Origin of the sequence: Pseudomonas koreensis (genome assembly GCF_036668835.1) — a bacterium.
Lineage (GTDB): Bacteria > Pseudomonadota > Gammaproteobacteria > Pseudomonadales > Pseudomonadaceae > Aquipseudomonas > Aquipseudomonas koreensis_I.
In genome coordinates this window covers 1-25544 of the sequence record NZ_JAZEVW010000002.1, presented here as the reverse complement: position 1 = coordinate 25544, position 25544 = coordinate 1, and the positions used below count along the sequence as shown (strand labels likewise).

General features: G+C 59.8%; 22 protein-coding genes and 1 pseudogene. 10 read left to right on the top strand and 13 right to left on the bottom strand.

Annotation, left to right across the window (positions count from 1 at the left end; genetic code table 11):
• Nucleotides 1–40: 40 nt before the first annotated feature.
• The 3 genes from V6F91_RS05290 to gnd are packed head-to-tail and all read right to left on the bottom strand — an operon-like array spanning nucleotide 41 to nucleotide 3359.
• Nucleotides 41–862: an HAD family hydrolase gene (locus V6F91_RS05290; RefSeq protein ID WP_332762903.1), complete on the bottom strand. Its 822-nt coding sequence runs from the start codon at nucleotides 860–862 to the stop codon at nucleotides 41–43.
• Entirely contained in the window at nucleotides 859–2382 is a 1524-nt protein-coding gene (gene zwf, locus V6F91_RS05285; RefSeq protein ID WP_332762902.1) for a glucose-6-phosphate dehydrogenase, read from the bottom strand. Before zwf ends, V6F91_RS05290 begins: the two co-directional genes overlap by 4 nt.
• Nucleotides 2379–3359 (bottom strand): phosphogluconate dehydrogenase (NAD(+)-dependent, decarboxylating), encoded by a 981-nt coding sequence (gene gnd, locus V6F91_RS05280; protein WP_093101378.1) that lies wholly within the window; start codon nucleotides 3357–3359, stop codon nucleotides 2379–2381. The genes zwf and gnd overlap by 4 nt, the downstream gene beginning before the upstream one ends.
• 273 nt (nucleotides 3360–3632) lie before the next feature.
• Here gnd and V6F91_RS05275 point away from each other — a divergent pair, with 273 nt between their 5' ends.
• From V6F91_RS05275 to V6F91_RS05260, 4 genes are all read left to right on the top strand, one after another.
• Nucleotides 3633–3815: a DUF6026 family protein gene (locus tag V6F91_RS05275; protein ID WP_332762901.1), complete on the top strand. Its 183-nt coding sequence runs from the start codon at nucleotides 3633–3635 to the stop codon at nucleotides 3813–3815.
• Between the two features lie 204 nt (nucleotides 3816–4019).
• Complete coding sequence (locus V6F91_RS05270) at nucleotides 4020–5768, top strand: phosphoethanolamine transferase CptA (RefSeq protein ID WP_332762900.1); 1749 nt, start codon at nucleotides 4020–4022, stop codon at nucleotides 5766–5768.
• 146 nt (nucleotides 5769–5914) lie between these two features.
• The gene (locus V6F91_RS05265; protein WP_332763639.1) at nucleotides 5915–6115 is read left to right on the top strand and encodes a hypothetical protein; all 201 of its coding nucleotides are present in this window, start codon (nucleotides 5915–5917) and stop codon (nucleotides 6113–6115) included.
• 265 nt (nucleotides 6116–6380) lie between these two features.
• Entirely contained in the window at nucleotides 6381–6596 is a 216-nt protein-coding gene (locus V6F91_RS05260; protein WP_332762899.1) for a hypothetical protein, read from the top strand.
• A gap of 305 nt (nucleotides 6597–6901) precedes the next feature.
• On the opposite strand, the gene V6F91_RS05255 is transcribed toward V6F91_RS05260, so the two are convergent.
• The 5 genes and pseudogenes from V6F91_RS05255 to V6F91_RS05235 form a co-directional block, all read right to left on the bottom strand.
• Nucleotides 6902–7399 (bottom strand): GNAT family N-acetyltransferase, encoded by a 498-nt coding sequence (locus tag V6F91_RS05255; protein ID WP_332762898.1) that lies wholly within the window; start codon nucleotides 7397–7399, stop codon nucleotides 6902–6904.
• 106 nt (nucleotides 7400–7505) lie between these two features.
• Nucleotides 7506–8090, bottom strand: a complete 585-nt coding sequence (locus tag V6F91_RS05250) for a DinB family protein (RefSeq protein WP_332762897.1) — start codon at nucleotides 8088–8090, stop codon at nucleotides 7506–7508.
• A gap of 17 nt (nucleotides 8091–8107) precedes the next feature.
• Complete coding sequence (zapE, locus tag V6F91_RS05245; RefSeq protein ID WP_332762896.1) at nucleotides 8108–9223, bottom strand: cell division protein ZapE; 1116 nt, start codon at nucleotides 9221–9223, stop codon at nucleotides 8108–8110.
• A gap of 22 nt (nucleotides 9224–9245) precedes the next feature.
• On the bottom strand, nucleotides 9246–9587 hold the full coding sequence (locus tag V6F91_RS05240) for a nuclear transport factor 2 family protein (protein WP_332762895.1): 342 nt from the start codon (nucleotides 9585–9587) through the stop codon (nucleotides 9246–9248).
• A 52-nt stretch (nucleotides 9588–9639) separates the two neighbouring features.
• A pseudogene (locus V6F91_RS05235) lies at nucleotides 9640–9768 on the bottom strand (transcriptional regulator); the annotation flags it as partial.
• A gap of 302 nt (nucleotides 9769–10070) precedes the next feature.
• On the opposite strand from V6F91_RS05235, the gene V6F91_RS05230 reads away from it, so the two are divergent.
• Both V6F91_RS05230 and V6F91_RS05225 read left to right on the top strand, forming a co-directional pair.
• Entirely contained in the window at nucleotides 10071–11537 is a 1467-nt protein-coding gene (locus V6F91_RS05230) for a nucleobase:cation symporter-2 family protein (protein ID WP_332762894.1), read from the top strand.
• A gap of 65 nt (nucleotides 11538–11602) precedes the next feature.
• Nucleotides 11603–12076: an LEA type 2 family protein gene (locus V6F91_RS05225; RefSeq protein WP_332762893.1), complete on the top strand. Its 474-nt coding sequence runs from the start codon at nucleotides 11603–11605 to the stop codon at nucleotides 12074–12076.
• A gap of 127 nt (nucleotides 12077–12203) precedes the next feature.
• On the opposite strand, the gene V6F91_RS05220 is transcribed toward V6F91_RS05225, so the two are convergent.
• On the bottom strand, nucleotides 12204–13127 hold the full coding sequence (locus tag V6F91_RS05220) for a carbon-nitrogen hydrolase family protein (protein ID WP_332762892.1): 924 nt from the start codon (nucleotides 13125–13127) through the stop codon (nucleotides 12204–12206).
• An 84-nt stretch (nucleotides 13128–13211) separates the two neighbouring features.
• Here V6F91_RS05220 and V6F91_RS05215 point away from each other — a divergent pair, with 84 nt between their 5' ends.
• Nucleotides 13212–14120: a LysR family transcriptional regulator gene (locus V6F91_RS05215; RefSeq protein ID WP_332762891.1), complete on the top strand. Its 909-nt coding sequence runs from the start codon at nucleotides 13212–13214 to the stop codon at nucleotides 14118–14120.
• A gap of 3 nt (nucleotides 14121–14123) precedes the next feature.
• Here the strand turns inward: V6F91_RS05215 and V6F91_RS05210 are convergent, their stop codons facing one another.
• Nucleotides 14124–14378, bottom strand: coding sequence for a hypothetical protein (locus V6F91_RS05210; RefSeq protein WP_038363082.1), 255 nt, complete (start codon nucleotides 14376–14378; stop codon nucleotides 14124–14126).
• A gap of 152 nt (nucleotides 14379–14530) precedes the next feature.
• Here V6F91_RS05210 and V6F91_RS05205 point away from each other — a divergent pair, with 152 nt between their 5' ends.
• Nucleotides 14531–14848: a DUF883 family protein gene (locus V6F91_RS05205; protein WP_093101352.1), complete on the top strand. Its 318-nt coding sequence runs from the start codon at nucleotides 14531–14533 to the stop codon at nucleotides 14846–14848.
• A 453-nt stretch (nucleotides 14849–15301) separates the two neighbouring features.
• On the opposite strand, the gene V6F91_RS05200 is transcribed toward V6F91_RS05205, so the two are convergent.
• Entirely contained in the window at nucleotides 15302–16348 is a 1047-nt protein-coding gene (locus tag V6F91_RS05200; RefSeq protein ID WP_332762890.1) for an Ldh family oxidoreductase, read from the bottom strand.
• A 230-nt stretch (nucleotides 16349–16578) separates the two neighbouring features.
• On the opposite strand from V6F91_RS05200, the gene V6F91_RS05195 reads away from it, so the two are divergent.
• The gene (locus V6F91_RS05195) at nucleotides 16579–21426 is read left to right on the top strand and encodes a dermonecrotic toxin domain-containing protein (protein WP_332762889.1); all 4848 of its coding nucleotides are present in this window, start codon (nucleotides 16579–16581) and stop codon (nucleotides 21424–21426) included.
• 16 nt (nucleotides 21427–21442) lie between these two features.
• Here V6F91_RS05195 and V6F91_RS05190 read toward each other — a convergent pair whose 3' ends face one another.
• Nucleotides 21443–21712, bottom strand: a complete 270-nt coding sequence (locus V6F91_RS05190; RefSeq protein ID WP_332762888.1) for a PepSY domain-containing protein — start codon at nucleotides 21710–21712, stop codon at nucleotides 21443–21445.
• Between the two features lie 152 nt (nucleotides 21713–21864).
• Between V6F91_RS05190 and V6F91_RS05185 the strand changes: the two genes are divergently transcribed.
• Nucleotides 21865–22866 carry a FecR family protein gene (locus V6F91_RS05185; protein ID WP_332762887.1) on the top strand — a complete coding sequence of 334 codons (1002 nt, stop codon included), beginning with the start codon at nucleotides 21865–21867 and terminating at the stop codon, nucleotides 22864–22866.
• A gap of 54 nt (nucleotides 22867–22920) precedes the next feature.
• Here V6F91_RS05185 and V6F91_RS05180 read toward each other — a convergent pair whose 3' ends face one another.
• Entirely contained in the window at nucleotides 22921–25263 is a 2343-nt protein-coding gene (locus V6F91_RS05180; RefSeq protein WP_332762886.1) for an acylase, read from the bottom strand.
• Nucleotides 25264–25544 lie beyond the last annotated feature (281 nt).

Below are 25544 nucleotides of genomic sequence, written 5' to 3'. Positions count from 1 at the left end.
TCGCGAGCAGGCTCACTCCTGCATTGGTTTTTGGGTTGGCTCAGCGAGGAAGAATGTACTTCTCGATCGCCTGAGCTACGCCGTCTTCGGTGTTGGCCGCGGTAACCACATCGGCCTGACGCTTCACCGCCTCCTCCGCCTGGCCCATGGCAATTGACAGGCCTGCGCAATTGAACATCGCCGGGTCATTGCCACCATCGCCGATTGCCGCCGTTTGCTCCAGCGGCACGCCAAGGTATTCGGCAATCGTCGCCAGCGCCGTGCCTTTGTTGGCCTCCAGCGCGGTCACGTCCAGATACACCGGCTGCGAGCGCGACACCTGAGCCATGCCGTTGACCTTGGGCAGCAGTTGCGCCTCCAGTTCGATCAGCAATTGCGTGTTGTTGCTGGTGGCAACGATCTTGTCGATACGCTGCAAGTACGGTTCGAAACTCTCGACCACTACCGGCGGATAACCAAGGCCGTGCTGCTCGCGCGGGACCATCGGCCCGTGCGGATCCTTTAGCAGCCAGTCGCCGCCGCTGAATACCCAGACTTCGACGTCCGGCTGATCGGCAAACAGTGCCAGTGCGATAAGCGCTGTGGTTGCCGGCAAATAATGCGCAGCCAACAGCGTGCCGTCCGGCTTGACGATAGTCCCGCCATTGAAAGCCGCTGTCGGCAGGTCCACGCCCAAGGCTTCGATCTGTTGCAACATGGCTCTGGGCGGGCGGCCGGTGGCGAGGCTGAACAGCACGCCCGCCTCACGCAGCGACCGCACCGCATCAATGGTGCGCTGGCTCAGCGTGTGATCGGGCAACAACAGCGTGCCGTCCATGTCGCTGAGCAGAAAACGGATGGGTTGTTTCGGCAAGTCACTCATCCGAGGCCATGCCAGACGCGACCATCGCGAGCCAGCAGATCTTCAGCGGCCTGCGGGCCGTCTTCACCGGCAGCGTAATGCTGCACGCTGGCGTCCTGTTGCCAGGCATCGAGGAACGGTTGCACGGCGCGCCAGCCGTTCTCGATGTTGTCGGCGCGCTGGAACAGTGTCTGGTCGCCGGTCAGGCAGTCATAGATCAGGGTTTCGTAGCCGGTCGAGGCCTGCATTTCGAAAAAGTCCTTGTAGGCAAACCCCAGCTCGATGTTGGCCATGTTCAGCGCCGGCCCTGGCCGCTTGGCCAGCAGATCGAACCACATGCCTTCGTTGGGCTGGATCTGGATGCGCAGGTAGGTCGGCTGCAACTCATCGACTTCGGTGTCGCGGAACTGCGCATACGGTGCCGGTTTGAAGCAAATGACGATCTCGGTGTCGCGCACGCTCATGCGCTTGCCGGTGCGCAGGTAGAACGGCACGCCGACCCAGCGCCAGTTGTCGATCATCACTTTCAGCGCGACGTAGGTTTCCGTGGTGCTGTCCGGCGAAACGTTGGGCTCCTCGCGGTAAGCGCTCAACGGTTTGCCGTCGATCTCGCCGGCGCTGTACTGGCCGCGTACCGAGTTGGCCCGCGCCTCCTCGACCGACCAGGGACGAATCGCGCCCACCACCTTGGCCTTCTCGCCGCGCACCGCATCGGCGCCAAAGGCGGCCGGTGGCTCCATGGCGACCATCGCCAGCAACTGGAACAAGTGATTGGGCACCATGTCGCGCAACGCGCCGGTGTGTTCGTAAAAACTGCCACGAGTCTCGACACCGACGGTTTCGGCGGCGGTGATCTGCACGTGGTCGATGTAGTGATTGTTCCAGAACGCTTCGAACAGGCTGTTGGAGAACCGGCTGACGAGAATGTTCTGCACGGTTTCCTTGCCCAGATAATGATCGATCCGATAGATCTGCTTCTCGGACATCACCTTGAGCAAACAGGCGTTCAGCGCTTCAGCGGTTTGCAGATCGGAGCCGAACGGCTTCTCGATCACCACCCTTCTGAATGCCTCGGGGGTTTCTTCAAGCAATCTGGCAGCGCCAAGGCGGCGGACGACTTCGCTGAAGAAACGCGGCGCGGTGGCCAGATAGAACACCGCATTGCCGGTGCCGCTGTCGGCGATTTTCGCCGCCAGCGCCGAATAGGTGCTGTCGTCCAGAAAATCGCCCTGGACGTAGCTGATGCCTTTGGCGAGCTTGGCCCACAAGGCCGGATCAAGCATCTGACCGCCCTTGCCGAACTTGGCCGCCGCTTCACTGCGAATGAAGTCTTCGAGCTTTTGCGCGAAGGCTTCATCGGTGATTGCGTTGTGGTCAACGCCGACGATCCGCAGATTGTCGTCAAGCAAGCCGTCGCGACTGAGGTTGTACAGCGCCGGCATCAGCAAGCGCTTGACCAGGTCGCCGTGGGCACCGAACAGAAACAGCGTGGTCGGTGGTGCGGGTTCTGCCTTGGACTTTCTACGGATCGTTCGGGTCATTTTTTCGGCGTCTCCACGTGGCCGCCGAAGCCGAAGCGCTGCGCGGAAAGAATCTTGTCGCCGAACGTGCCCTGCCCGCGCGAACGGTAACGAGAGAACAGCGAGTTCGACAGCACCGGTACCGGCACCGCTTGCTCCATGGCTGCCTCGATGGTCCATTGACCTTCGCCGCTGTCCGCTACGGAACCGGAGAAACCGTCGAGCTTCGGGTCGCTGGCCAGCGCATCCGCAGTCAAGTCGAGCAACCACGACGAGACCACGCTGCCGCGGCGCCAGACTTCGGCAATGTCGGCCACGTTCAGATCGAAACGCTGATCTTCCGGCAGGCGTTCACTGGATTTGGTCTTGAGAATGTCGAAGCCTTCGGCGAACGCGGCCATCATGCCGTACTCGATACCGTTGTGAATCATCTTCACGAAATGCCCGGCACCGGCAGGACCGGCATGGATGTAACCGTGCTCGGCGCGCGGATCGTCGGACTTGCGGTCCCTGGTGCGTGGGATGTCACCCATGCCCGGCGCCAGTGCGGCAAACAGCGGGTCGAGGCGCTGCACGGTTTCGGCATCGCCACCGATCATCATGCAATAACCACGCTCCAGGCCCCAGACGCCGCCGGAAGTGCCGACGTCGATATAGTGCAAGCCCTTCTCGGCCAGCGTTTTGGCCCGGCGAATATCATCCTTATAGTTGGTGTTGCCGCCGTCGATGATGGTGTCGCCGGCTTCGAGCAGATCGCTCAGGGTGTTGATGGTGTCTTCGGTCGGTGCGCCGGCCGGCAGCATGACCCAGACCGCACGAGGCTTGGCCAGCCCGGCAACCAGTGCCGGCAGATCGGCGACGCCAGTGGAGCCCTCGGCGACCAGGTTATCGATGAAAGCGGTATTGCGGTCGTAAACAACGGTGGTGTGACCGTTGAGCATCAGACGTCGCGCAATATTGCCGCCCATGCGGCCCAGTCCAATAATCCCGAGTTGCATGTGCTGATGCTCCTTACTACAAATAAATATGTGTCATTGGTTATAGCCCAACGCGACTGATGGAGGTTAGTCCAGAGCGTTGCGATGAAGTTTCCGGGCATTGTGCCCGATCCAGACTGATAACGCCGCAAATCACGCCGAAGACACACCGACCATGAAAAATAAAAAAGTTCCATAAATGGGCAAAAGAAATCAAAATTGGCGCCGATAGCAAGTCACCACCTCAGATCAGGGGTGGCTTACAGTTGATGCACGCCATTTGCGAGGTGAGCAATGGGCACAGTACACACAGCAATGCCGCCACAAACCCTGTATGTCACGATCCGTCGCGATGAGTTGCGTCAGTTGAAAGACGAACGCGACCAGTTGAAGCAAGAGCTGGCGCAGATGCGCCTGTTGACCCAGGGCTCGCAGCCACAGCCGTTGCCGGTCGTTCAGCGTCATCCCCACGCCTGATCCCCGCCTGATTCGGGAACGGCAGCCGCGGTTCCCGACATGATGCCCCTGCCCATCAACGGGCTGAACGCGCGTCAAATAACAAACTTTTCACAACAGCTTGGTGATACTGCGCCGCATTCTGGCCGTACCTGCGCGTACGGCCTCCGTTCGTCGGTTTCACGGATGTCCCGGCGGTGGTTGTAACCAGAGCTGGAGCGCCGAATGGCATTGTTCAAACGCAGCACAACGACTGCGACAGGTTTTGATTGGGCCGGACTTCTCTGGCTGTTCGTATTCTTCTGGTACTTCTCGGGTATCACTCAACTGCTGATTCAACTGACTGGCACCTCGGGCTTCACCGGGTTCCGTCAGGCCTTCGTCATGAGCGCGATCTGGCTGGCGCCGATGCTGCTGTTCCCCAAGCGCACCAAATTGCTCGCGGCGATCATCGGTGTGGTGCTGTGGGCCTGCTCAATGGCCAGCCTTGGCTATTTCTTCATTTACGAGCAGGAATTCTCGCAAAGCGTCATCTTCATCATGTTCGAGTCAAACGTGTCCGAAGCCGGCGAATACATGACGCAGTACTTCGCCTGGTGGATGGTACCGGCGTTCCTTGCACATACCGCGTTTGCCTATTTCCTGTGGACCCGCCTGCGCCCGGTGTACATGCCGCGCGGCCGCGCCTTCGTCGCAGCGATGGCGATCCTGATTGCCGTGATCGGTTACCCGCTGGTCAAACAGACCTTGCGCATGGGTACCTTTGAACAAGGCTTCGAAAAGTTTGAAACCCGCATCGAGCCGGCCGTGCCGTGGCAGATGGTCGTGGCTTATCACCGCTATCAGGAAACCCTCGCCGACATGCAGGGCATGCTGCACAACGTCAGCAAGATCCCACCGTTGAAAAACCTGCAGGATGCCTCGGGCGATCAGCCCAAGACCCTGGTGCTGGTGATCGGCGAATCGACCAACCGTCAGCGCATGAGCCTCTACGGCTATCCGCGCAACACCACGCCGGAACTGGACAAGCTCAAGGATCAACTCGCGGTGTTCGACAACGTCGTCACCCCGCGCCCGTACACCATCGAGGCGTTGCAACAGGTATTGACCTTTGCTGACGAACTGCATCCGGATCTGTACCTGTCGACGCCATCGCTGGTCAGCGTGATGAAACAGGCCGGCTACAAGACGTTCTGGATCACCAACCAGCAGACCATGACCAAGCGCAACACCATGCTTACGACCTTTTCCGAACAGGCCGACGAGCAGGTGTACCTCAACAACAACCGTAACCAGAACGCCGCGCAATACGACGGCGACGTGATCGAGCCGTTCAACAAGGCCCTGGCCGACGCCGCTCCGCGCAAATTGATCGTCGTGCATCTGCTCGGTACGCACATGAGCTACCAGTACCGTTATCCGCCAACCTTCGACAAGTTCAAGGACCGCGACGGCGTGCCGGCCGGCGTGCGTGACGATCAGGTGCCGACCTACAACAGTTACGACAACGCGGTGCTGTACAACGACTTCGTCGTTTCGAGCCTGATCAAGGATTACGCCAAATCCGATCCGAACGGCTTTTTGCTGTACCTCTCCGACCACGGTGAAGACGTGTTCGACTCGGTCGGCCACAAGACCCTCGGTCGTAACGAAAACAAACCGACCGCGCCGATGTACACCATCCCGTTCATGGCCTGGGCCTCGCCGAAGTGGAAGGAAAACCACGACTGGAACTTCGCCGGCGACCTTGACCGCCCTTACAGCAGTTCGCACCTGATCCACACCTGGGCCGACATGGCCGGGTTGAGCTTTGACGAACTCGACCGCAGCAAGAGCCTGGTCAGCGACAGCTTCAAGGAACGGCCGTTGTTGATCGGCGACCCGTACCAGACCACGCAACGCGCCTTGATCGACTTCAGTCTGATGAAGCCGAAAAAGCCCGATGCGAATGTTGCACAAGCGGCAGAGCAATAAAACCGAAGGGGCCTCAGCGGCCCCTTTTTTCCGTCTCTGATACATTTGCAAATAACAATATTTCTCGTTTAACCCTAAATCCCCGCCCCACCCTTCGTCTTTGAACCAACGGAATTTTTCCCTTCGAAGACAAGGAGTCGGCTGCGATGTTCGCGCCCATTACCCGTTCCATGACCCTCACGCTCGGCCTTTGCGGCGCGGCGATCAGTTCCGATCTGCTGGCGCAAAACCAGACTGAAGAGCAACCTTCGCCGGCCGGATCGGCGCTTGAACTGGCGTCCACAAGCGTCACCGCCCAGGTCACTGACTCTGAGCCTCGACTGGAAGCTCTGACCCGCTCCCACTGATCGTTCCCACGCTCTGCGTGGGAATTCAGCCCGGGACGCTCCGCGTTCCTTCGGGAAGCTGGAACGCGGAGCGTCCCTTGAGGCATTCCCACGCGGAAGCGTGGGAACGATCATGCTCTGGCGCTGTGTGTATCCAGCACTCTGCAACATGCTGCAAAACTCACCCTGAGCAGGCGTTAACCTCGCGTTAATTCGCACGGCAGAAACTCCTTTCGAGTTTTGCTTCATGGATGAAACGGCTCCCACTTGTTCAGTAGGAGGCACCATGAAAATCTCTACCCTAATCGTTGCCGGGCTGTTTGCCCTGGGTTCTGCCAGCGTCTTCGCCGAAGGCGGCGCTGAGCGCATGCGCTATTACTACGACAACTTCCCGGTTCACCAGAGCCCGAGCGCGCAACAGAGCGACGCCAGCGCGAAAGAAATTCGCGTTCCCGCCGACCAGACCGCGCAAGTGACCGAGACGTATCGCGACCGGAATTGACCGAGCAACCGATGGACCTTCCGTGGCTCCGCTCTGGCCCGGGAGATGACAGTTGAGGCGCCCTTTTTGGGGCGCCTTTTTTTTGGTTGGGTGGTTGCTTGTTCGGCTTGAGATGTGTGGTGAATCTTCCCCTCATCGGAACGCCGCCCGCCCAGCCCTCTCCCAAAGGGAGAGGGGGCAGATTTGCGTGGTATTCAGAACCTGAGATCGACTCGATATTTCTTGTCAGCGTAGCTACTGCAGTCAACTTGGTCAGTCCCCTCTCCCTCCGGGAGAGGGTTAGGGTGAGGGTCTTTTCAGGCTTTTCAGGCCTGCAGATTCTTGATCCAGAACAACATCCGCCCATGATCCGGATCAAACATGCCCGGCGCGAAGCCGAACTTGCGGTACGACTGCTGCGCGATGGCATTGCCTTCCAGCACTTCAAGGGTAATTTTGCAGCAGCCGCGCTGGCGCGAGATTTCTTCGACTTTCTGCAGCATTTTCTGACTCAGGCCCAAGCCGCGGAACTGGCTCATGACCACCACGTCGTGGACGTTGACCAGCGGTTTGCAGGCGAAGGTCGAGAAGCCTTCGAAGCAGTTGACCAGCCCCGCCGGCTCGCCGCCGACGAAGGCCAGTACGCTGAAGGCGTGTGGGCGGCGGGCGAGTTCTTCGGGCAGTCGGCGCAGCAGGTCCGGGTCGAGCGAGTGACCGCCGCCCATAGGGTCTTCTGCGTAGTGGTTGAGCACAAGGCCGAGGGCTTCGGCGTGCGTTGGGTTAGTGTAGCTGGCCTGAAGTACCAGAATTTCTGCGGAATCCATTTCCATCCCCAAACAGACAAAAGCCCCGGCGCGCAAGGTACGCGCAGATAGGCTGCCTGACCTTAACGCGGCCACATACCGGTGAGCAACCGGCAAATCTGCAGGATCAGGCGTGGCCCCAGATCAATTCCTCGGTCCAGCCGAGTTCGGCGAAGTCGGCGGCACGTAAAGCGCTTTCACCGGCGCAGAAAAACTCGTCCAGTTGCGGCGGCTTCACCGACGTATCGCTGAGCATGGCGTGCACCTGGCCGCGGTGATGGATCTGATGTTCGAACAGGTGCGACAGCACGCGCAGGCGGCTGTCGTGCTGGGGAGTGTCGCGGGCGATGGTGACGATGCGGTTCAGATCGGCATCGCGCAATTGCTCGGAGTAGGCGATCAGCCGACGGTCAACGTGAGCCTGTTCTTCACGCAGTTGAACGGCGTCAGTAAACGGTTCGTCTGCATTGAAAAAAACATAGCAGTCAGGATGCGGTTCAGCCCCACGCAGTTCGCGCTCCAGTGCATCGACGTAAAACCAGTCGCACGTCAGGATGTGATTGAGGGTTAAACGTATGCTCGGAAAGAAACTCACCCGCGATGCCGACAGATCTGCCACGTCAAGTTGGCTCCAGGCTTTGGCCAGACGATGATTGGCCCAGGCATTCTGATAGGCCATGGTCAGTAAATGATGGGACAACGGTTGGCTCATCTCGGCCCCCTCCTCGCTCAAGCTTCGGCAAAGCGCTGCAATTGCATCTCCTGCAAACGACTCAAGGTGCGGCGAAACGGGAATTCCAGATAACCCTCGGTGTACAGCGCGTCCATCGGCACTTCGGCCTCGATGTACAGCGGCACCTTGCGGTCGTAGCACTCGTCGACCAGCGCGATGAAGCGCCGCACGCCGTCATCGTGGACGGACAACTGCGGCAGTTCACGGTCGCCCGCGACCACGCGCTCGGCGCCATCCTCGGTGCCACGGGCAATGCGCCCTTCGCGTTTGCGTGCGCTGAGGTTTGGCACATCGCTCAACAGAATAGCCCGATAGCGATCGCAGAGCGCGATGAAGTCCATGGCGGCGAACGGTTGCTCGCACAGGTCGGCGTAACGACACCACAACACCGATTCGCTGGCCCGCACTACGTTCAGTTGGCGATGACCGACTGACACCGGTTCGGCGGTGGCCGGCTCACCGGCGGCCACCGCGTAGAAGACATCGTCCAGCGCACTGACCGATAACGAGGCCACAAAGTAACGCTGCAGGCCCACCCCCGGATGCAGGCGATGATCCTCAGCGCCATTCACCGCAACCACCCGCATATGCGCCTTGATCGCGGCAATCGCCGGAACGAAACGGTCACGGTTGAAACCATCGGCGTAGAGCTCGACCGGCGGCAGGTTGGAGGTGCAGACGATCACCACGCCCTCATCGAACATCACCTGAAATAGCCGCCCGAGAATGATCGCGTCACCGATGTCGTTGACGAACAACTCATCAAAACACAGCACTTTGACTTCTGCCGCCAGCTCTTTGGCCAGCGCCCGCAGCGGATCGGCGATTCCGGTCAACTGGAACGAGCGCTGATGCACCCAGCCCATGAAATGATGGAAATGCTGCCGGCGCGCCGGCACCCGCAGGCTTTGGTAGAACTGGTCCATGAGCCAGGTCTTGCCGCGCCCGACCGGGCCCCACAGATAAACGCCGGTAACCGAACGGGCACCGGCGTGCAGGGCTTCGTGACATTTTTGCAGGGCCCAGACCGCGTGTTCCTGGGCTTCATCCTGGACGAAGCCGTTGCGTTGAACGGCGTGTTGCCAGGCGCTTAAGGGGGAGTCGAAAGTCATGCGCTGCAGTATGCCACGATGGCTACAGGGAAATATCCAACCGGGCAATTTTCCCCTGTTCGTTCAACCGGAACGTATAGCGCAGCTGTGCCGGGCTGCCGGAGAACGTGCCGGAGATCAGCCCTTGTACCAGCACTTTCCCGGTGCGCTGCTGCACGTCGAGCACTTCAACACGAGGCTGAGAGCGTTGCCCGGTATCGCGCATCCATTGGGCGATGGCTTGCGGGCCGACCTGATGCAGGCCTTCATCGAACACGTTGGCATCCTCGGCGAAAAAACTGGCGACCTGCGACGTGTCGCGTGCGTTGGCCGCATCAATATACGCAGCAATCGCCGGGGCCAGTGTTGAGGCGGGATGGGACATGGTGGCAGCTCCTTGTTGTGTAGTTCTGCGACTATCCTAAAACAGCGTTGTGTCAGTTTTTGTCAGGAGTGAAACGGCCATCCTCGTCCAGTTGCATCTGCTTGCGCCAGATACGCAACAGATCGCTACGCCGGCCCGGATAAGCCTCGCCCTGTGGGTTTGCAGCGCTGATCCGGTCAGTCGGGTCAACAGTCGGGTGGTACGCGACACGATGGGCGGGCTCTGGTCGGAAAGATGTCGGAGATTAGCAGAGGTTGACGTCAGAAAATGGCAGGAGCTTGAGGTGCAGCAAGATCGTTTCCCGCGTTCCTGCGTGGGAACGATCAGTGCGGGCCGCCCGTTCGCATGAATTGATTTAGCCGGCAGCGCCCCTTAAAAGCTGACCTTTCGGGCAGTTATTGCTCGTTGCCCTCGCCGCCCGCTTGCGGCATCCTGCGCCTCCATTTTCTGACCCGGCCCCGCCTCGCAGCGCGCAAAAACACCATGACCGCCTCTGAAAACGCTCCGCGCAACAACGACCTGATCTACGGCCTCAACGACCGCCCGCATCTGACCGCCACCGTGTTTGCCGCGCTGCAACACGTATTGGCGAGTTTCGTCGGGATCATCACACCGACCCTGATCATGGGCGGCGCCCTCGGCCTGCAAAGTGAAATCCCTTACCTGATCAGCATGGCGCTGTTCGTCTCCGGGCTCGGCACGTTCGTCCAGGCCAAGCGCTTCGGCCCGGTCGGTTCCGGGCTGCTGTGCCTGCAAGGTACGAGTTTTTCCTTTATCAGCGTGATTCTCAGCGCCGGGTTCATGGTCAAGGCGCGCGGTGGCGGCACCGATGAAATCCTTTCGACGATCTTCGGCGTGTGCTTTTTCGCTGCGTTCATCGAGGTAGTCCTGAGCCAGTTCATCGGCAAATTGCGCATGCTGATCACCCCGGTAGTCACCGGCACGATCATCACGCTGATGGGCCTGTCGCTGATCAAAGTGGCGATGACCGACATTGCCGGCGGCTTTGGCGCGGCGGACCTCGGCGCGGCCAGCCATGTGTTTCTGGCGGCGCTGGTGATCGGCACCATCGTCGTGCTGAACCGGGTCGACGTACCGTTCCTGCGCTTGGGCGCGATCGTCATCGGCCTGACCCTCGGCTACGTCGTCGCCTGGCTGATGGGCACGGTGGATTTCACCACGATGCCGGCTGTGCCACTGGTCAGTGTGCCGGTGCCGTTCAAGTACGGCTTCAATTTCGACTGGGTGGCGTTCGTGCCGGTGGCGGTGATTTTCCTCGTCTCGCCACTGGAAGCGGCCGGCGATCTGACCGCCAACTCGATGATTTCGCGGCAGCCGGTCAAAGGTCCGCTGTACATTCGCCGGATCAAATCCGGCCTGCTCGCTGACGGTCTCAACTCGGCCATGGCTGCGGTGTTCAACAGCATGCCGATGGTCACGTTCGCGCAGAACAACGGGGTGATTCAGCTCACCGGCGTGGCCAGCCGCTACGTTGCTTTCTTCATTGCCGGGTTGCTGGTGATCCTCGGTTTGTTCCCGATGATCGGTGCGGTGTTGCAGTTGATGCCGAAACCGGTGCTCGGCGGCGCCGAACTGGTGATGTTCGGCACCGTCGCCGTGGCCGGGATCAAGATCCTCGCCGAAGCCGGCCTGCATCGGCGCAATATGCTGATCGTCGCAATCTCGCTGGGCATGGGCCTGGGCATTGCGGCGGTGCCGGAAGTGCTGCGCGAACTGCCGCAGGCATTGCGCAACATCTTCGAATCACCAATCACCATCGGCGCGCTGTGCGCGATCGTGCTGAATATCTTCCTGCCGGAGGAATTCATCGAGCTGGAAGAAGACGACTTTGACCCCGAAGCTTCTATTCTTCAGGTCATGGAAAACCCGGACGTGCCAGCCAAAGCTGAACCTGGCCCAGCGGTGGCTGTCGCACAAGAGAACCGCTGACGTCCGGCCTTGAAAAAAGGGCTGAACCGACAGGCCGGTTCAGCCCTTTTTTCGAGAGACCGTTTATGCGCCGCCTTCACGCCCTGATTCTGTCGCTGCTGCTGTTATCTCTGAGCGCCTGTGCGCTGTTCCCCAATCGAGATCCGGTCAATATCAACGTGGTCGGCCTCGAACCGTTGCCGAGCCAGGATCTGGAAGTACGCTTCGCGATCAAACTGCGCGTACAGAATCCCAACGAAACCGCCATCGACTACAACGGCATCGCCCTCGATCTGGACGTCAACGGCCATTCACTGGCCTCCGGCGTGAGCGATCAAAGCGGTTCGATCCCGCGCTTTTCCGAAACCATCGTCAGCGTGCCGGTGAGCATTTCCGCTTTCTCGGTCCTGCGCCAGACCCTGGGCCTGAGCCAGACCCAAACCCTGGATAACCTGCCTTACATCCTGCGCGGGAAACTTGCCGGGGGGCTGTTCGGCACCCTGCGTTTTGTGGACAGCGGCACGTTGAGCTTACCCAAGGCGAGTGCCGCAACGTGGTAACGAAAGCCCCAACGCCTGTGGGAGCGAGCCTGCTCGCGAAAGCGGGGTGTCAGGCAACGTATGTGTTGGATGTGCTGACGCATTCGCGAGCAGGCTCGCTCCCACCGGATTTTGAGTATGCCGGCAGTCAATTGTTGAAGCGCACTCCGGGTTTGGCGCGTTCATCGACGGATAACTCGAACACATCCGGCCGTGCATAGTGGCCGACCACGTCGTAGTCGTAACGTGCGCGAATCAGTTCATCGGTATCGATTTCTGCGGTGAGCAGCCCCGCTTCGCCGCGTAACGGTCCTGCCAGCACATCACCCATCGGCCCGACAATCACGCTGCCGCCGGCAATCAGCGGGCGGTCCGCCGGCCAGTTGGCGATGTCCACGCCCAGTTCGTACGGCGAGGCCTGGACCTGGCAGGCGCTGACCACAAAGCATCGGCCTTCATGGGCGATGTGGCGCATGCTCACTTGCCACATCTCGCGCTCGTCCACCGTCGGCGCGCACCAGACCTCGATGCCTTTGGCGTACATGGCCGTGCGCAGCAGCGGCATCATGTTTTCCCAGCACACCACCGCGCCGAGCTTGCCGACCTGGGTGTCGAACACTGGTAAGGTCGAGCCGTCGCCCTTGCCCCAGATCAGCCGTTCAGTGCCGGTCGGCATCAGTTTGCGGTGCTTGCCGAGCAGCCCGGCCTGCGGGTCGAAATACAGGGCGGTGCAATACAAGGTGCTGCCCGCGCGCTCGATCACGCCGATCACCAGATTGGCCCCGGTGCGCGCGGACAGTCCGGCGAGCGCCTCGGTTTCTGCGCCCGGCACGTCAATCGCATTGGCGAAGTAGCGGGCGTAGGCTTCGCGGCCCTCGGGCAGGCGATAGCCCAGTTGCGTGCCGAAGCCCTCACCTTTCGGGTAACCGCCGAGCAACGCTTCGGGCATGACCACCAGCGCCGCGCCAGATTCGCTGATCGCGGCTTCCCAACTCAGAATCTGATCAAGGGTGGCTTGTTTGCCGGCGGGCAATGAGCCGATTTGCAGCGCAGCGACAATGGATTTGGGCATTGAAGTAACTCCGTCAGGTTCAGTAGTTGCCGATTCTGCGGCGCCACGCGATCATCAATAAAGCCCCGATCACTGCTGAATGATATGAGCCAAATGAATATCGCCAACGTCGACCTCAATCTGCTGAAAGTCTTCGAAGCGCTGCACGAAGAATCCAGCGCCAGCCGCGCCGCGCTGCGTCTGGGCGTCACCCAATCAGCCGTGAGTGCAGCGCTGCGCCGGTTACGCGAGGTGTATGGCGATCAATTGTTCGTGCGCACCGGGCGCGGCCTCGCCCCAACCCTTAAGGCCAATCAATTGAAACCGGTGGTCAGCGAAGCGTTGAATAAATGTCGGCAAAGCCTGGCGATGGTCGACCCGGCGGCCAATCAATACGACGGACGCTCGGTGACAATCGGGCTTTCCGATGATTTCGAGATTGCCTACGGTCGGCGTCTGATCGAAGAAGTTGCCCGCAGCCTGCCGAAGTTGCGCCTGATATTCCGCCAGACCCACAGCCAGATCGTCGCCCGTGCGCTGATGGAGCGCAGCATCGATCTGGCGATCACCGCTGGCGGTTTTGCCGAGCGCCTGCTCAGCCGGCAAGTGCTGGGCGAAGGAGCTTATGCGTGCCTGGTCGACCCGTCGAGCCTTGCGCCCGGTCAGGCGCAGATCGGGCTGGAAGAGTTTGTCGCCCGTGAGCACATTCTGGTGTCGTCCGGCGGTTTTATCGGCATCACCGATGAAGGGCTGGCGGCCGTGGGCTTGAGTCGCCGGGTCTGCGCGTCGACCACGCATTTCGCCGCGCTGCCCTGGCTGCTCAAGGGCAGCCGTGCGGTGGCGACGATCCCGGCGCATGCCGCCGAAAGTATCGCGGCGCTCAGCGGCCTGGCGTTGCTGCCCTGCCCGCTGCCATTGCCACGTTACCCGATCGAACTGGGCTGGCGTACCAGCACGCAGATCGATCCGCTGTTGGTCAAGGTTCGCGAGGTGATTGCCGCGGCCTTCAACTGAACGTTACTTGTTCGCGGCCATCAATCGGTTGACTTCACTACGGACCATGTTGGCGAATTCAGGCGGCGACATGCCGTCGAGTTCCGCGCGGACCCACTCGGCCCACTTGCCCTTGCGCTTGGCGCGCTCGCCGAACAACCGCGCAGCCTCGCCTTTGGCTTTGCCCAGATTGTTCTGCCAGAGTTCGAACAGACGGGATTTCTCATCTTCCAGCGCGGCGCGCTCTGCGAGTGATTTGTCGGCCAGATTGAAACTCATGGGGAATTATCCTGCTGCGTAAAATGGCGACATCTTACACGCTCGACCGAAAACTCCGGCGCAGGATTTTCTTTGTGGAGCGTTGGCGTGCAACTTTTTGCGTTGCGCCATACTCCATTGCTCACTGTCCATTCATCTGCAAGGAGTCACCCATGGCCCGCAAATCTGCCGTGCAAGCCGCTGAAGAGCAAATCAAGGATCAGGCGTTCAGCGAACTTCAGGCGCTGATTGAAGAGTCGGACAAGCTGCTCAAGAGCAGTGCTTCACTGGTGGGCGAGGAAGCGGAGACGCTGCGTGGTCAAATCGCGCTGAAATTGCAGCAGGCGCTGGATTCGGTGTCGAGTGTGCGGGATCGGACCAAGCCGGCGGTCGAGGCGACCGAGACGTATATTGGCGGGCATCCTTGGCAGACGGTGGCGATTTCGGCAGGGTTCGGCTTGGTGGTGGGGTTGTTGCTTGGCCGACGTTGAGGTTTTTTTGATTTGGAAAAAAGCGGACCTTTGGGTTCGCTTTTTTTTGTGTTTGGTTTTTGGATTTGGCGGCCTCTGGGCCGACCAGGTTGTTTCGCCCTTACGGCGAGTCACCTTTTCCAGACGCCGAAAAGGTAACCGAAAAGGCTTGCTCCTGCATACGGCCCTCGCAGGCTCGGGTTCCTTCCGATGTCGCTGGTTAGGCAAGATCAAGATCAAGGGCACTCGAGCTAACGCTCATTGTTGAGTGGGTTAGAAGCGCCGCATGGCTTGAAATTTTCGATGGATTCGCCCCTCACCCCAGCCCTCTGCCCTGGAGAGGGAGCCGATCTGCGTTGGCTTCGATATTTGTGTACGACTCGGTATTTCAGGTCGGCGTACCTTTCTCATTCACCACGGTCAGTTCCCTCTCCCTCCGGGAGAGGGCTAGGGTGAGGGGCTTTTGATCTTGACTTACTCTGTGGCCAATTCGCGCAATTGCTCCAGCGTCTGCGCATCCATCACGATGCCTTCAGCCAGTGAGCGGCTGCGCTGCCCATGCCGGCGGTCGCCCGGCAGGCGTTTGAGGCCGACGCTGTGCATCTGGCGGACCAGTTCGCCGCTGCGTTCGGCGAAGCTCTGGCCGGCGGCTTTGCTGGGGTCGATGACGATGAGCAGTTGGCCGGTCCACGGAGTTTTTGCGCCGGGGTGGTTGGACCAGTCGAATTCGAAGGAGAAGTTGCCGCCAGTCAGTGCCGCTGCCAGCAGTTCGACCATCATCGACAATGCCGAGCCTTTGTGGCCGCCAAATGGCAGGAGCGCTCCGCCTTCGAGGATGGCTTTGGGGTCTTGGGTTGGTTGGCCGAGGCTGTCGACGCCCATGCCGGGTGGCAGGCGTTCGCCTTTGCGGGCGGCGATCTGCACGTCGCCATGAGCGATGGCGCTGGTGGCCATGTCGAAGACGATCGGTGCGGCGCCAACGCGGGGGGCGGCGAAGGCGATCGGGTTGGTGCCGAACAGTGGGCGGTCGGCGCCGTGGGGGACGACGCAGGTCATGCTGTTGACCACGCTGAGCGCCACCAGCCCTTCATCGGCGAAGGGTTCGACATCCGGCCACAACGCGGCGAAGTGGTGCGAGTTACGGATCGCCAGCACGGCGATCCCGGCGTGGCGGGCCTTCTCCACCAGCAATGGGCGCGCCGCTGCCAATGCCGGCTGGGCGAACCCGTTGCCGGCGTCGACGCGAACGAACCCGGCGGCGACGTCTTCAACTTCAGGCACGGCGTGGCCATTGACCCAGCCGCTTTGCAGCGTCGACACGTATCCGGGAATCCTGAACACGCCATGACTGTGCGCGCCGTCGCGCTCGGCCGCTGCACAGTTGGCGGCGAGCACCCGGGCGACGTCAACGGAGGTGCCGTGGCGCAAAAAAATCGTTTCAAGCAATTGCGTCAGCGCTTCGAGCGACAACGACGAAGACGACGAGACAGCGGAGGACACATGATCGTGTGGCGCAGACATCTGAAGCTCCAGAATGATTATTGGAGGGAACAACAGCGTACGGACGACTTGCCCAGCGATTAACCATGGCGCAGCGGTCGGCTGTCAACCCTTGGCTGATTCAGCGATGACGCGCGCACGTGCGTGACAGGTTTCAACGCGGTGGGTGCGGTAACCCTGTACCGCCAATGCGTCGAGTGGCGTACTTATCGTGAGGTCCCTGCCCACGGCTTCCGCTTAGAGCTATGACGATGTCCAGCACCACAGCCCCCCTGCTTTTTCCCGAAATTCTGCAATCCACCGGTCTGCATGCCGAACTTGGCAAAACGCACGGTTTGAACAGCAAAGACTTCGATTGGCTTGCCCATGTGCAGTTGGCGACACACGCCCTGCGCAAGGAACAGACGCCCCCGATGCTCGCTAAACGCATTCTGCTCAACGCCGACAAGCAATTGGCCGTACCCCTGGCCGGGAGCTTTATCCTGAGCGCCGGCCCGGATGACGGCGGCGTGTTTCTCTATACACCTTATGACGGCCTGAAAAAGTACAGCGATGAAGACGCACTGACCGAGGCCTTGCAAACGCGGCTCGACGAGGCAGATGAACACGATGATCTGCTGGCCTTCATCAGCGTATCCCTGCGCAAAGAGTTGGTGGAGAAACGCGATATCACCTTTACCCGCGAAACGATCGACGGCGACGTTTTCCTGGATCAGCAATCCGCAATCGACAACGCCCGCAATACTTGCATGCGCGATGTGCTTGATGAGCTTAAACGACTGCCGTCCCTGACGACGCTGCTGGACAAGATTCTCGCCGAACTGCTGGCCGCGCATTTTGCCGGGCTGCAGCAGTCGCAGACCCGCGTCAGCCTGTATTCCGCCACCGCCGGCAATCGCCGGCAACGGACACATTCACTGTCGTTGAGTGAGGCACTGCTGGTGCATTTTCGTCGTCAGGGCTGGCCGCGTGGTCAGTCAGCCGAATTCTCGCACCCCGCCCGCTCCAGTGACGATAACGACCAGAAGGCCTGGGCAGACGCGCTCAATTACGCATCGGGAAAGCTGACCATGCTGCTGTTTCGACAGCTGGAGGCTTACTGGAATGCGCCCTCCTTCGAAGGCTCGCCAAGACGCGCATTCTTGCGCCAGACGCTGAAGGATCAGACACGTGCGGAGCTGATGATCAAGCGTGAAACAAACATTCTCAGTGCCAAGGAGTTCGAGGCCGTGCACAGTTTGATCCGCGAGCTGGACACGGCGGTGCGCCGGCCCACGTTCGAAACGGTATGCGTGCGCGATGGGGCGGCCTCGGTGGAATTGGCCGGCTCATTGATGATCAAACACGACAATGCCTACCTCTACACCCCCACCCAAGGCCTGCAAGTACTCGACGATTACGCTCACCTCAAACGAACGCTGACCGCCAAGCTCGATGCCAGCGGCCATGAAGACGAGCTGTACGGCCTCATGAGTCTTGAAGAACGTAACCGCTATCTGGGTTTCGTCGCCCCCCAGGTATTCGGCGAACACATCGGCGGCGATATCATCGCGACGCTGTTCGAAGCGATCCTGACCAAGCAACGCCAGAACGTCGAATTCGCCCTGCTGTGTTTTCGACAGAGCGAGTCCTCCACCGACATTCATGCGCTGTTCGACAAAGCGCTGGATATCCGCTCGATGCTTCATGAGCGCTTGCTCAAGCTCGAGGTCAACGAGCGCTGGAGCACCCGACCGCTGTTTTCCAGCACGCCGCCTTCTTCAGTTGTCCAGGCTGACAGAGTCGCGCAACTGGTGTTGAAGCTCGAGCGTGAGGAGGACAACCTCAGCAGCAATTTTCGCGCTCAGCCAAGCGATAACAACGCCAAACAAGCGGAGTTTCTGCGAAGCATTCTGTGGAAACTGGCGAAGGCGTTTGAAGACGGTATTCGCGCCGAGGCCCATATCAACCAGCTCAGCGGTAGCTGGCTGGCAGTCGAGCGGGCCATTGTCGACACGGTGTTCGACCCCAGGCGCCCGACACGTATGGAGCGCCAATCGCTCAACGGTTTCCGTCCCGATGCATGGTCGCTCACACTGACCGGTCCCGACCAGACCACGATGGCGCTCGCCCACTGCGTTCTGTTGACCGAACGCGGCGGCCTGGACGTTGCGCATTCCGGTCGCGCAATTTTGTGGACGCCGGCCACCGGCCTGGAGACGTTCGACGATATCGCCTTTGCGCAAAAAACCCTGCAGGACCGCCTCAACGACAACAACCAGTGCCAGTCGCTGCTGGAGAACCTGCCTATCGCGCAGCAGAGGCTGGACGAGTCTTGCACGCTCGGCAGCTTCCAGTTGATTGACGGCAGCGTGGCGAGCGATCGCATGAGTTCGGCCATCGGGCATTTCCTCGACCATTGCCAGACTCTGCGCAAGTGCATCACGGACAGGGACACGCTTGATCGTTTTCTCGACCACATGAAAAATACTGGCATCAACACCAACCTCGGTCGAGCCATCGAGCTCGCCAAGGCCCTGGCCCGTCAGCGGGACTATCCCGATTGGTTACACATGGCACCGGTCGCAGAGCAGACCACGCATATTGCGCTGCTTGATGAACTGCGTTGCAGCTTTATCGATGGCAAGGACTTTCTTGACGACGTGCCCGCCTTGCCCACTTACGTAGCGCAGATGCTGAAGACGCTACTCGACACCCGATACCCCGACAACGGGCTCAAGCCAGAGGACATCCTGGTCACGCCGAATCTGACATTGGCCGGGCCCGCCTGCCATCTGCTCGATTTTGCCTTGCGACATTACAACGTCGGGCAAGGCACCGGGTTCAAGGTCGCCTCGCTCAGCGCCACGCCGTTACCGGCGAAATTCGATCAGTCGGCGGTCGAGCAATTGCTGCAATCGCTGGAAATAACGACCACTTACACACGCAAAGTCAGCGATGCACTGAGCGCTGACACAGCGTCGGCGCGTGTCAGTAAAGAACGCTTTCTGCGCCAGTTGCCCTGGCACTTGATGCAGCAAGCGCACTCACTGAAGTTGCAACAGCAACTCTCCGACACTGGCTACGACTTGATCAGTCAGGTTCTGGACATGCCCGACGCCATCGCACGCGCCACTGTGGCGCAGGCGCACGCCGTGGTCAGTCCGCTGTCGTTGATCAAGACCACCGGAACCGACGCCGTCGATGCACTCGGCCTGTATGTCATCGGCCCCGGCGTCGGACAGACAGGGCCCTGTGTGCTCTACGCGCCTTACTCGCGGTTCGTCTTTCGTGAGTTCGAAGATCAAGCGCAGTTGATCGCAGAGTTGAATTCGCCTGGGTATTTTCAGGATTTGCTGATCCGCCGCTTGCCCTCCGCACATCAGGCCGTGTTCAGGAACCTGCTGCAAACCACCCTTGGGACCGTCAGCGAAATCACCCTGCAAAGCACACCCATCGGTGGCAATTTGCTGGAGCAACTGCATAAGGACACCCTCGGCCTGGTGCCGCGACTGCTCGGTTGCCAGGCTCAAATCGACGCGCAATCGGACTGGGAAGCGGCGAAATTCCTGTTCAGCCACGGTGTGCAACTCGTCCCCCATTTGTTACCGGGCAGACTCGCCTCGTTGTTTTATCTGTGGCAAAGCTACAACGACTTCAAGGACTCCGCCGAAGACTTGCAGCAGCACCATTGGTCGAACGCGTTGAAAAGTTTTATCAGCGGGGCGATTTCCCTGTTCAGTCTCGGCCAGTTGTCGTGGGAAACCGACGTTGAAGAAGCCACCGAGGAATTTGCCTCCGAGTCCGTGACACCGACGACCTCGACCTCCAGCAAAACCACGGTCAAAGCTGCACCGCGCTGGAACAAGGTTTCTCCCGTCACGCCTTCCCGGCTGCATTTGCAGTCGTTTGAATCCAGCACCGCGCTAAAAGACTTGACCCTTGAAGCCAACAAACTGGTGTATCGAAATGCTTCCGGCACAGAAAAATACGCGGCGATCGCCGGCAAGGTCTACCCGGTCAGTCAATCCGAAACAACCTGGTACTTGCACCATAAGGAAGACGGACAAGGACCGGAGCTTGAGCAAAAAAACGACAGACTGGTGGTTGCCCGTCGCAGCACGCGTGTTCATCGCTGTCGATCAAAGCAACGCGACCGCGAGCAAGCCGATGTCGAACGCAGCCGCTCATATGTCATGCGTATTCAGGCCAAGGGAATGGCGCAGATCAACAAACGTTATCCCGCCCGCGCGTTCGTCATTCAGCAAGCGGTCGTGCGCGCACGCACTTACGCGCTCAATTGCCTGCATAACTACGTCATTCATCGCGAAAACCTGGGTGGCACCCGGCTGGAACGCATATTCAGGGATGTGTTCGAGGTCACACAGATAACGCCATCGTTGTTAAGAAAAATCGAGGAGGTGATTATCCCGCTGTGCCGTGAGTTGACCGATCCCAAAGATGACCTGCTCTACACAGAGCGCTTTTTCGCGGGTTTGAATGCGAAGTACGGCGACAATACGGTCGCCTTCGTTTTCAATGAGGACAAGCGCAAAATTGTCCACCTGACCGAGCTGTTCTTCAATCCTGGCCTGGACGCATACACGCCTTACTTGCCTGCGCGGTTCAACGTGGATTCACACGCCCGCGCGGTAACACTGATTCACGAACTTTCGCATCTGCTGTTCAAAACCGAGGACTATGGTTCGGTGGAAGCATTGGCACCGTTTCCTGATCTGATCAATACAACCACCGCAAACGGACAATTACTCAAAGCCACAATGGATCGCTTGCGCAGAACCTTTTCCCGCTCCACGCCGGCCGCGCAATTGTTCCTGGATATCGATGACAACGGGGCCTGGGTCGATCTGGACACACTGCCCAAGCGAGTCAAGGTACTGGACAAACTCTTTGCTCTGACGAAAACCCAAAACCTCGCTGATGCGCGCAATGCGTTTAGAAGTAGAGTGTCGGCAGATGCCCGAATTGAAGTAATGATGGCCAATGCCGATTCGATCGCCTGGCTGATCAGCGAAATGGGCCGGCAACTCGACCCGTTGCCGACGCCCATCCCGTCGCCCGCGCCAACCTCAAGCCAGACCAACTGGCCTTCGGCATAATCGGCGGCAGTCGGATTCAGTCTTTTTGATCGCGCAATACATTGCCCGAGGCGCCGTCGATGCGGAACTCGTAGACGACGCCGTCCGCCTTGCGCCCTTCCCCTTCCCAGTACCCGTCATTGTCGGCGCCGATCTCGTAGACTTCGACGTAGCCTGCTTTGGTCCTGGCAATCTCGATGGCTTTTTCGATGGTAATCCAGCCCGCTCCCGGCTTGTCGGCCATTGCTGCCCCTGTGCTGAGCAAAGCGGCAGTGGCAATCAATGCGGCAAATGTGTGTTTGATCATTTTTTCACTCCATTTATGGATAGTGGTCATTGGCGTCCTGTTTTTTGGGTGCCTGGGCGAAAAATAAGTTCCACTTTGATGGGTAAATGCCATGACCGCAGTTCTCGGCCACTTCCCGAGAAGGTTAGAATGTGCGAAATCAGGACGAGTCCATGACCCAAGACACCTTTTCGGAAGCCGAATACGATGCGATCACCGATGCCGCCGCGCATTGGTGCATGCGCGTGCACGCTGCCGACTGCACAGCCGAAGAGCAGCGCGACTTCCAGCAATGGCATGACGCGCACCCTCTGCATGCGTTCGAATACCAAGCCATGCTGGAAATCTGGGACGTGGCCGGACACCTGCCGCGCCCGGAATCTGTGCCGGTCAGGCCTGTGGCGAAAACTTCGCGGCCGTGGCGCCAATTCGCGGTTGCCGCAGGTGTCTGTGCCCTCGCGCTGCCGCTGGCGGCGTATTCGGGCTGGAATCTGGGCTGGCTGCCCAACAGCTATCAGCACTTCGTCGCTACGGACGAAATCCGCCAGGTCACCCTCAGCGACGGCAGTCAGTTGGAACTCAACCTGAACACCGACCTGACGTTCAGCAATTATAAGGACGAGCGGCGCGTCACCCTCAAACACGGTGAGGCGTTCTTTACCGTCAGCCACGATGTATCGCACCCGTTTGTGGTGCGTGCAGGCGAAGGCGAGATTCGCGTCACCGGCACGCGCTTCAATGTCTGGATGTATCAGGATCAGGTGCGCGTGAACCTCGTCGAAGGTTCGGTGCTGGTCACCAGCAATCGATCATTACCGGGCGACGGTTTGCGCCTTGGCCCGTCGATGCAGGCGCGTTACCAGCACGGCGATTACATGCCGCAGATCAGCCAGACCTACCCCAGCGACACCTCGTTGACCTGGCGCGATGGCAGGCTGGTGCTGGACAATCTCGCGTTGAGCGAAGCGTTACCAATGATCAACCGCTATCTGAACAAGCCACTGGAACTGGCTGACACGCGAACCGGCTCCATTCGCGTGGGTGGCATCTATAGCATCAAAGCGCTGAACAACTTGCCCGACAGCCTGCCCAAGGTACTGCCCGTCTACCTGACGCGCAACAAGGAAGGCAATCCGGTGATCAACTCGATACCGCAACAACCGCCGAAAAGCTGAAGGCCGCGTCCCTTGCGGGATGCGGCCTCCATTTGCAGCACTTCGAATTGCGGATTACTGAGCGGCCACCTTCCCTGCCTTGTCCAGCGTCTCGCGAACGGTCTGCACCTGATATTGCGGGTCTGCCTGGATTTGCTGTTCAGTGAACGGCAACACGCTCCACTGCTTCTTCGAAAACGCTTCAGTCTGGTCCCGTGAGTACTTCGAGGCCGGATCGCTCGACAACGAGAACGCCAGCAGCCCTTGAGCGTGCGGTCCCTTGTCATCGAAGCTCACCACTTGCAGATAGCTGGTGCCACTGACCACTTCGAGTTTGCCGTCATCGCGCGGCACGCTCTGCATCGCGTTGTAAATACCCAGCGTACCCGGCCCGCCATGAATCGGCGTTTGCCGCCCGCCGCTGCTGACCACCTGGATATCACCCCAGCGGGTTTTCGCATCGAGGCCCATTTTCGTGCTCGTTTCCAGCGACGCCAGCATCGCCTCGCGCAGTGCCTTGGCCACTGCCGGTTGATCGACCGCCAGACCGCGCGGCGTCTGTAACGGGTTCTTCGGATCGAAGCCGACGCGCCAGACATCCGGCATGGACTGCAACGTCTGCATGATGTTCTGGAAGTGCACCAGCCCCACGCCCGAGTCCAGATTCGCCCGGCCGTCCCACGCCTTGAGGCTGGCACAGACCGGTTTCACTGCCTGCGCGTCGGCGCCAACGTCAGCGCTGCAGAACTTGAGCAGATCCGGCAGGACCTGAGTCGCCAGATACACCTGGTCATCCATCACCATCTGTTGCAGATCCTTGATTGCCAGCGGACCTTTGCTCAGCACACCCAGGCGGTCGAGGGCGAAACGCGAGCGCAAGCCCAACGGTTGACCGTCCTGACTGATCAGCGGCGAGAAACCGGTGAGCGGTTGCGCTGGATTGGCCAGCCACGCCGAGTCGTTGGAGTGCTGAACGAAGTCCTTGCGCAGCAGTTGCGGCAATTGGCTGGCCGCGTAGATACCCTGCTGCGCGGCTCGCGGATCGATGTCCCAGGCACAGTCACTGCTGGAACCGTCGAGCACGATCATTTGCGTGCCGATTCGAGGATCACTGCACTTGGCCAGTTTCTCGGCGTTGACGTTGGGCACCACCGACAGATTCATGTACAGCGTCTGGCCCTGGTCATCGACGGCCAGCGTGTTGACCCAAGGGATGCCCTGAATCTTGTGCACCGAATCCTGCAACTGCCGCAGCGTCGAGGCTTGATTCATCGCATACCATTGTTTCAGTACGCGATCATTCTCGAGGTTGGCATCGCGCAAGCTATAGGCGTATTGATGGTCCCAATCCAGCTTGCCCGGCCACTGCACGACCGGCCCGAACTGTGAGCTGTAGATATCCTTGGCAACCGGTACGACCTGGCCGTCGGCCTGTTTGACCTGCACGGTCACGGCCTGCTTGTGCATCGGCACCGACTGGCCATCCAGCAGATAACGCGTCGGATCCTTTGGGTCAAGCTGCAGACGGTACAGCGTGAAGTGTTTCGACGAGTCGACCGTGTGCGTCCAGGCCAGATGCTGGTTGAATCCAATATTGATCATCGGCAGCCCCGGTAACGCTGCGCCCATGACGTCGAGCTTGCCGGGAATGGTCAGGTGCATCTGATAAAAACGCATGCCGCCGACCCACGGGAAATGCGGGTTGGCCAGCAGCATCCCACGGCCGTTGAACGAGCGCTCACTGCCCACGGCCACGGCGTTACTGCCGCGATCCAGGGCGAAACGTTGCTGACGGGCTTCGGCCAGGCGATAAGCCTGCAAGTCCTGGCGAATGTCAGCCGTCGCTTGCGGCGCGGTGGCGCCGGCCAGGGCTTCGGCAAACTGCCCGACCCCGCCCTCGACCAACAGCCGCCGGGTGAGCTTGACCAGATCCTGCGGCGCGATATCCCGCACCCATTCCCCCTGACACTGCGGCGGCAAACCCTGCTTGCGACGTTCGGCCAGATAGCGGTTGTAGCCGGCGGCATAGCCCTCGACCAGATCACGCACTGTCGCAGGTTGCGCCTGCCAGAAGCGTTCAACCGCCTGTGGCGTATTCAGCCAAGTGAAAAACACATCGCTGACCCGGTTTTCCCGTTGCTCGACCGTGAACTGATCCGGCCCGAAATACTTCGAACGCTGACCATTGACTGTAACGATCTCATTGGCCAGCAGACATAGATTGTCCTGCGCATACGCATAACCAATCCCGAACCCGAGCCCCCGCTCGTCCTGCGCGCGAATATGCGGCACACCAAAAGCGGTCCGGCGAATATCCGCACTCGCCTCAACTGGCGGGCTCAACGCATGGACTGAACAACTCAAGCCCAGCAACACGCCAGCCAACGTCAGCCCGGTTAACTGTCTGGAAATAATCACGCTCGCTCCTGATCGACATGCCAAAGAGCGGATCAAGCACCGTGCGCAAAACACCGCGCAAAGAGGCCCCGCTCTGCAATACCCACGCGCCCACGCGCAATGAGCCTTTCGAAGAAACGAAGCAGGAGGAGAAAATTTAAGCAATCAATATCAAAAAAGCCCCTCACCCTAGCCCTCTCCCTGTATGTACCGGACACATGGTGGACAGGTGTTCGGAGACATGGTGGACACTTTTTAATAGGCACATTGCTCATCATCAAGGAGATGACCTGTGTCCTGGC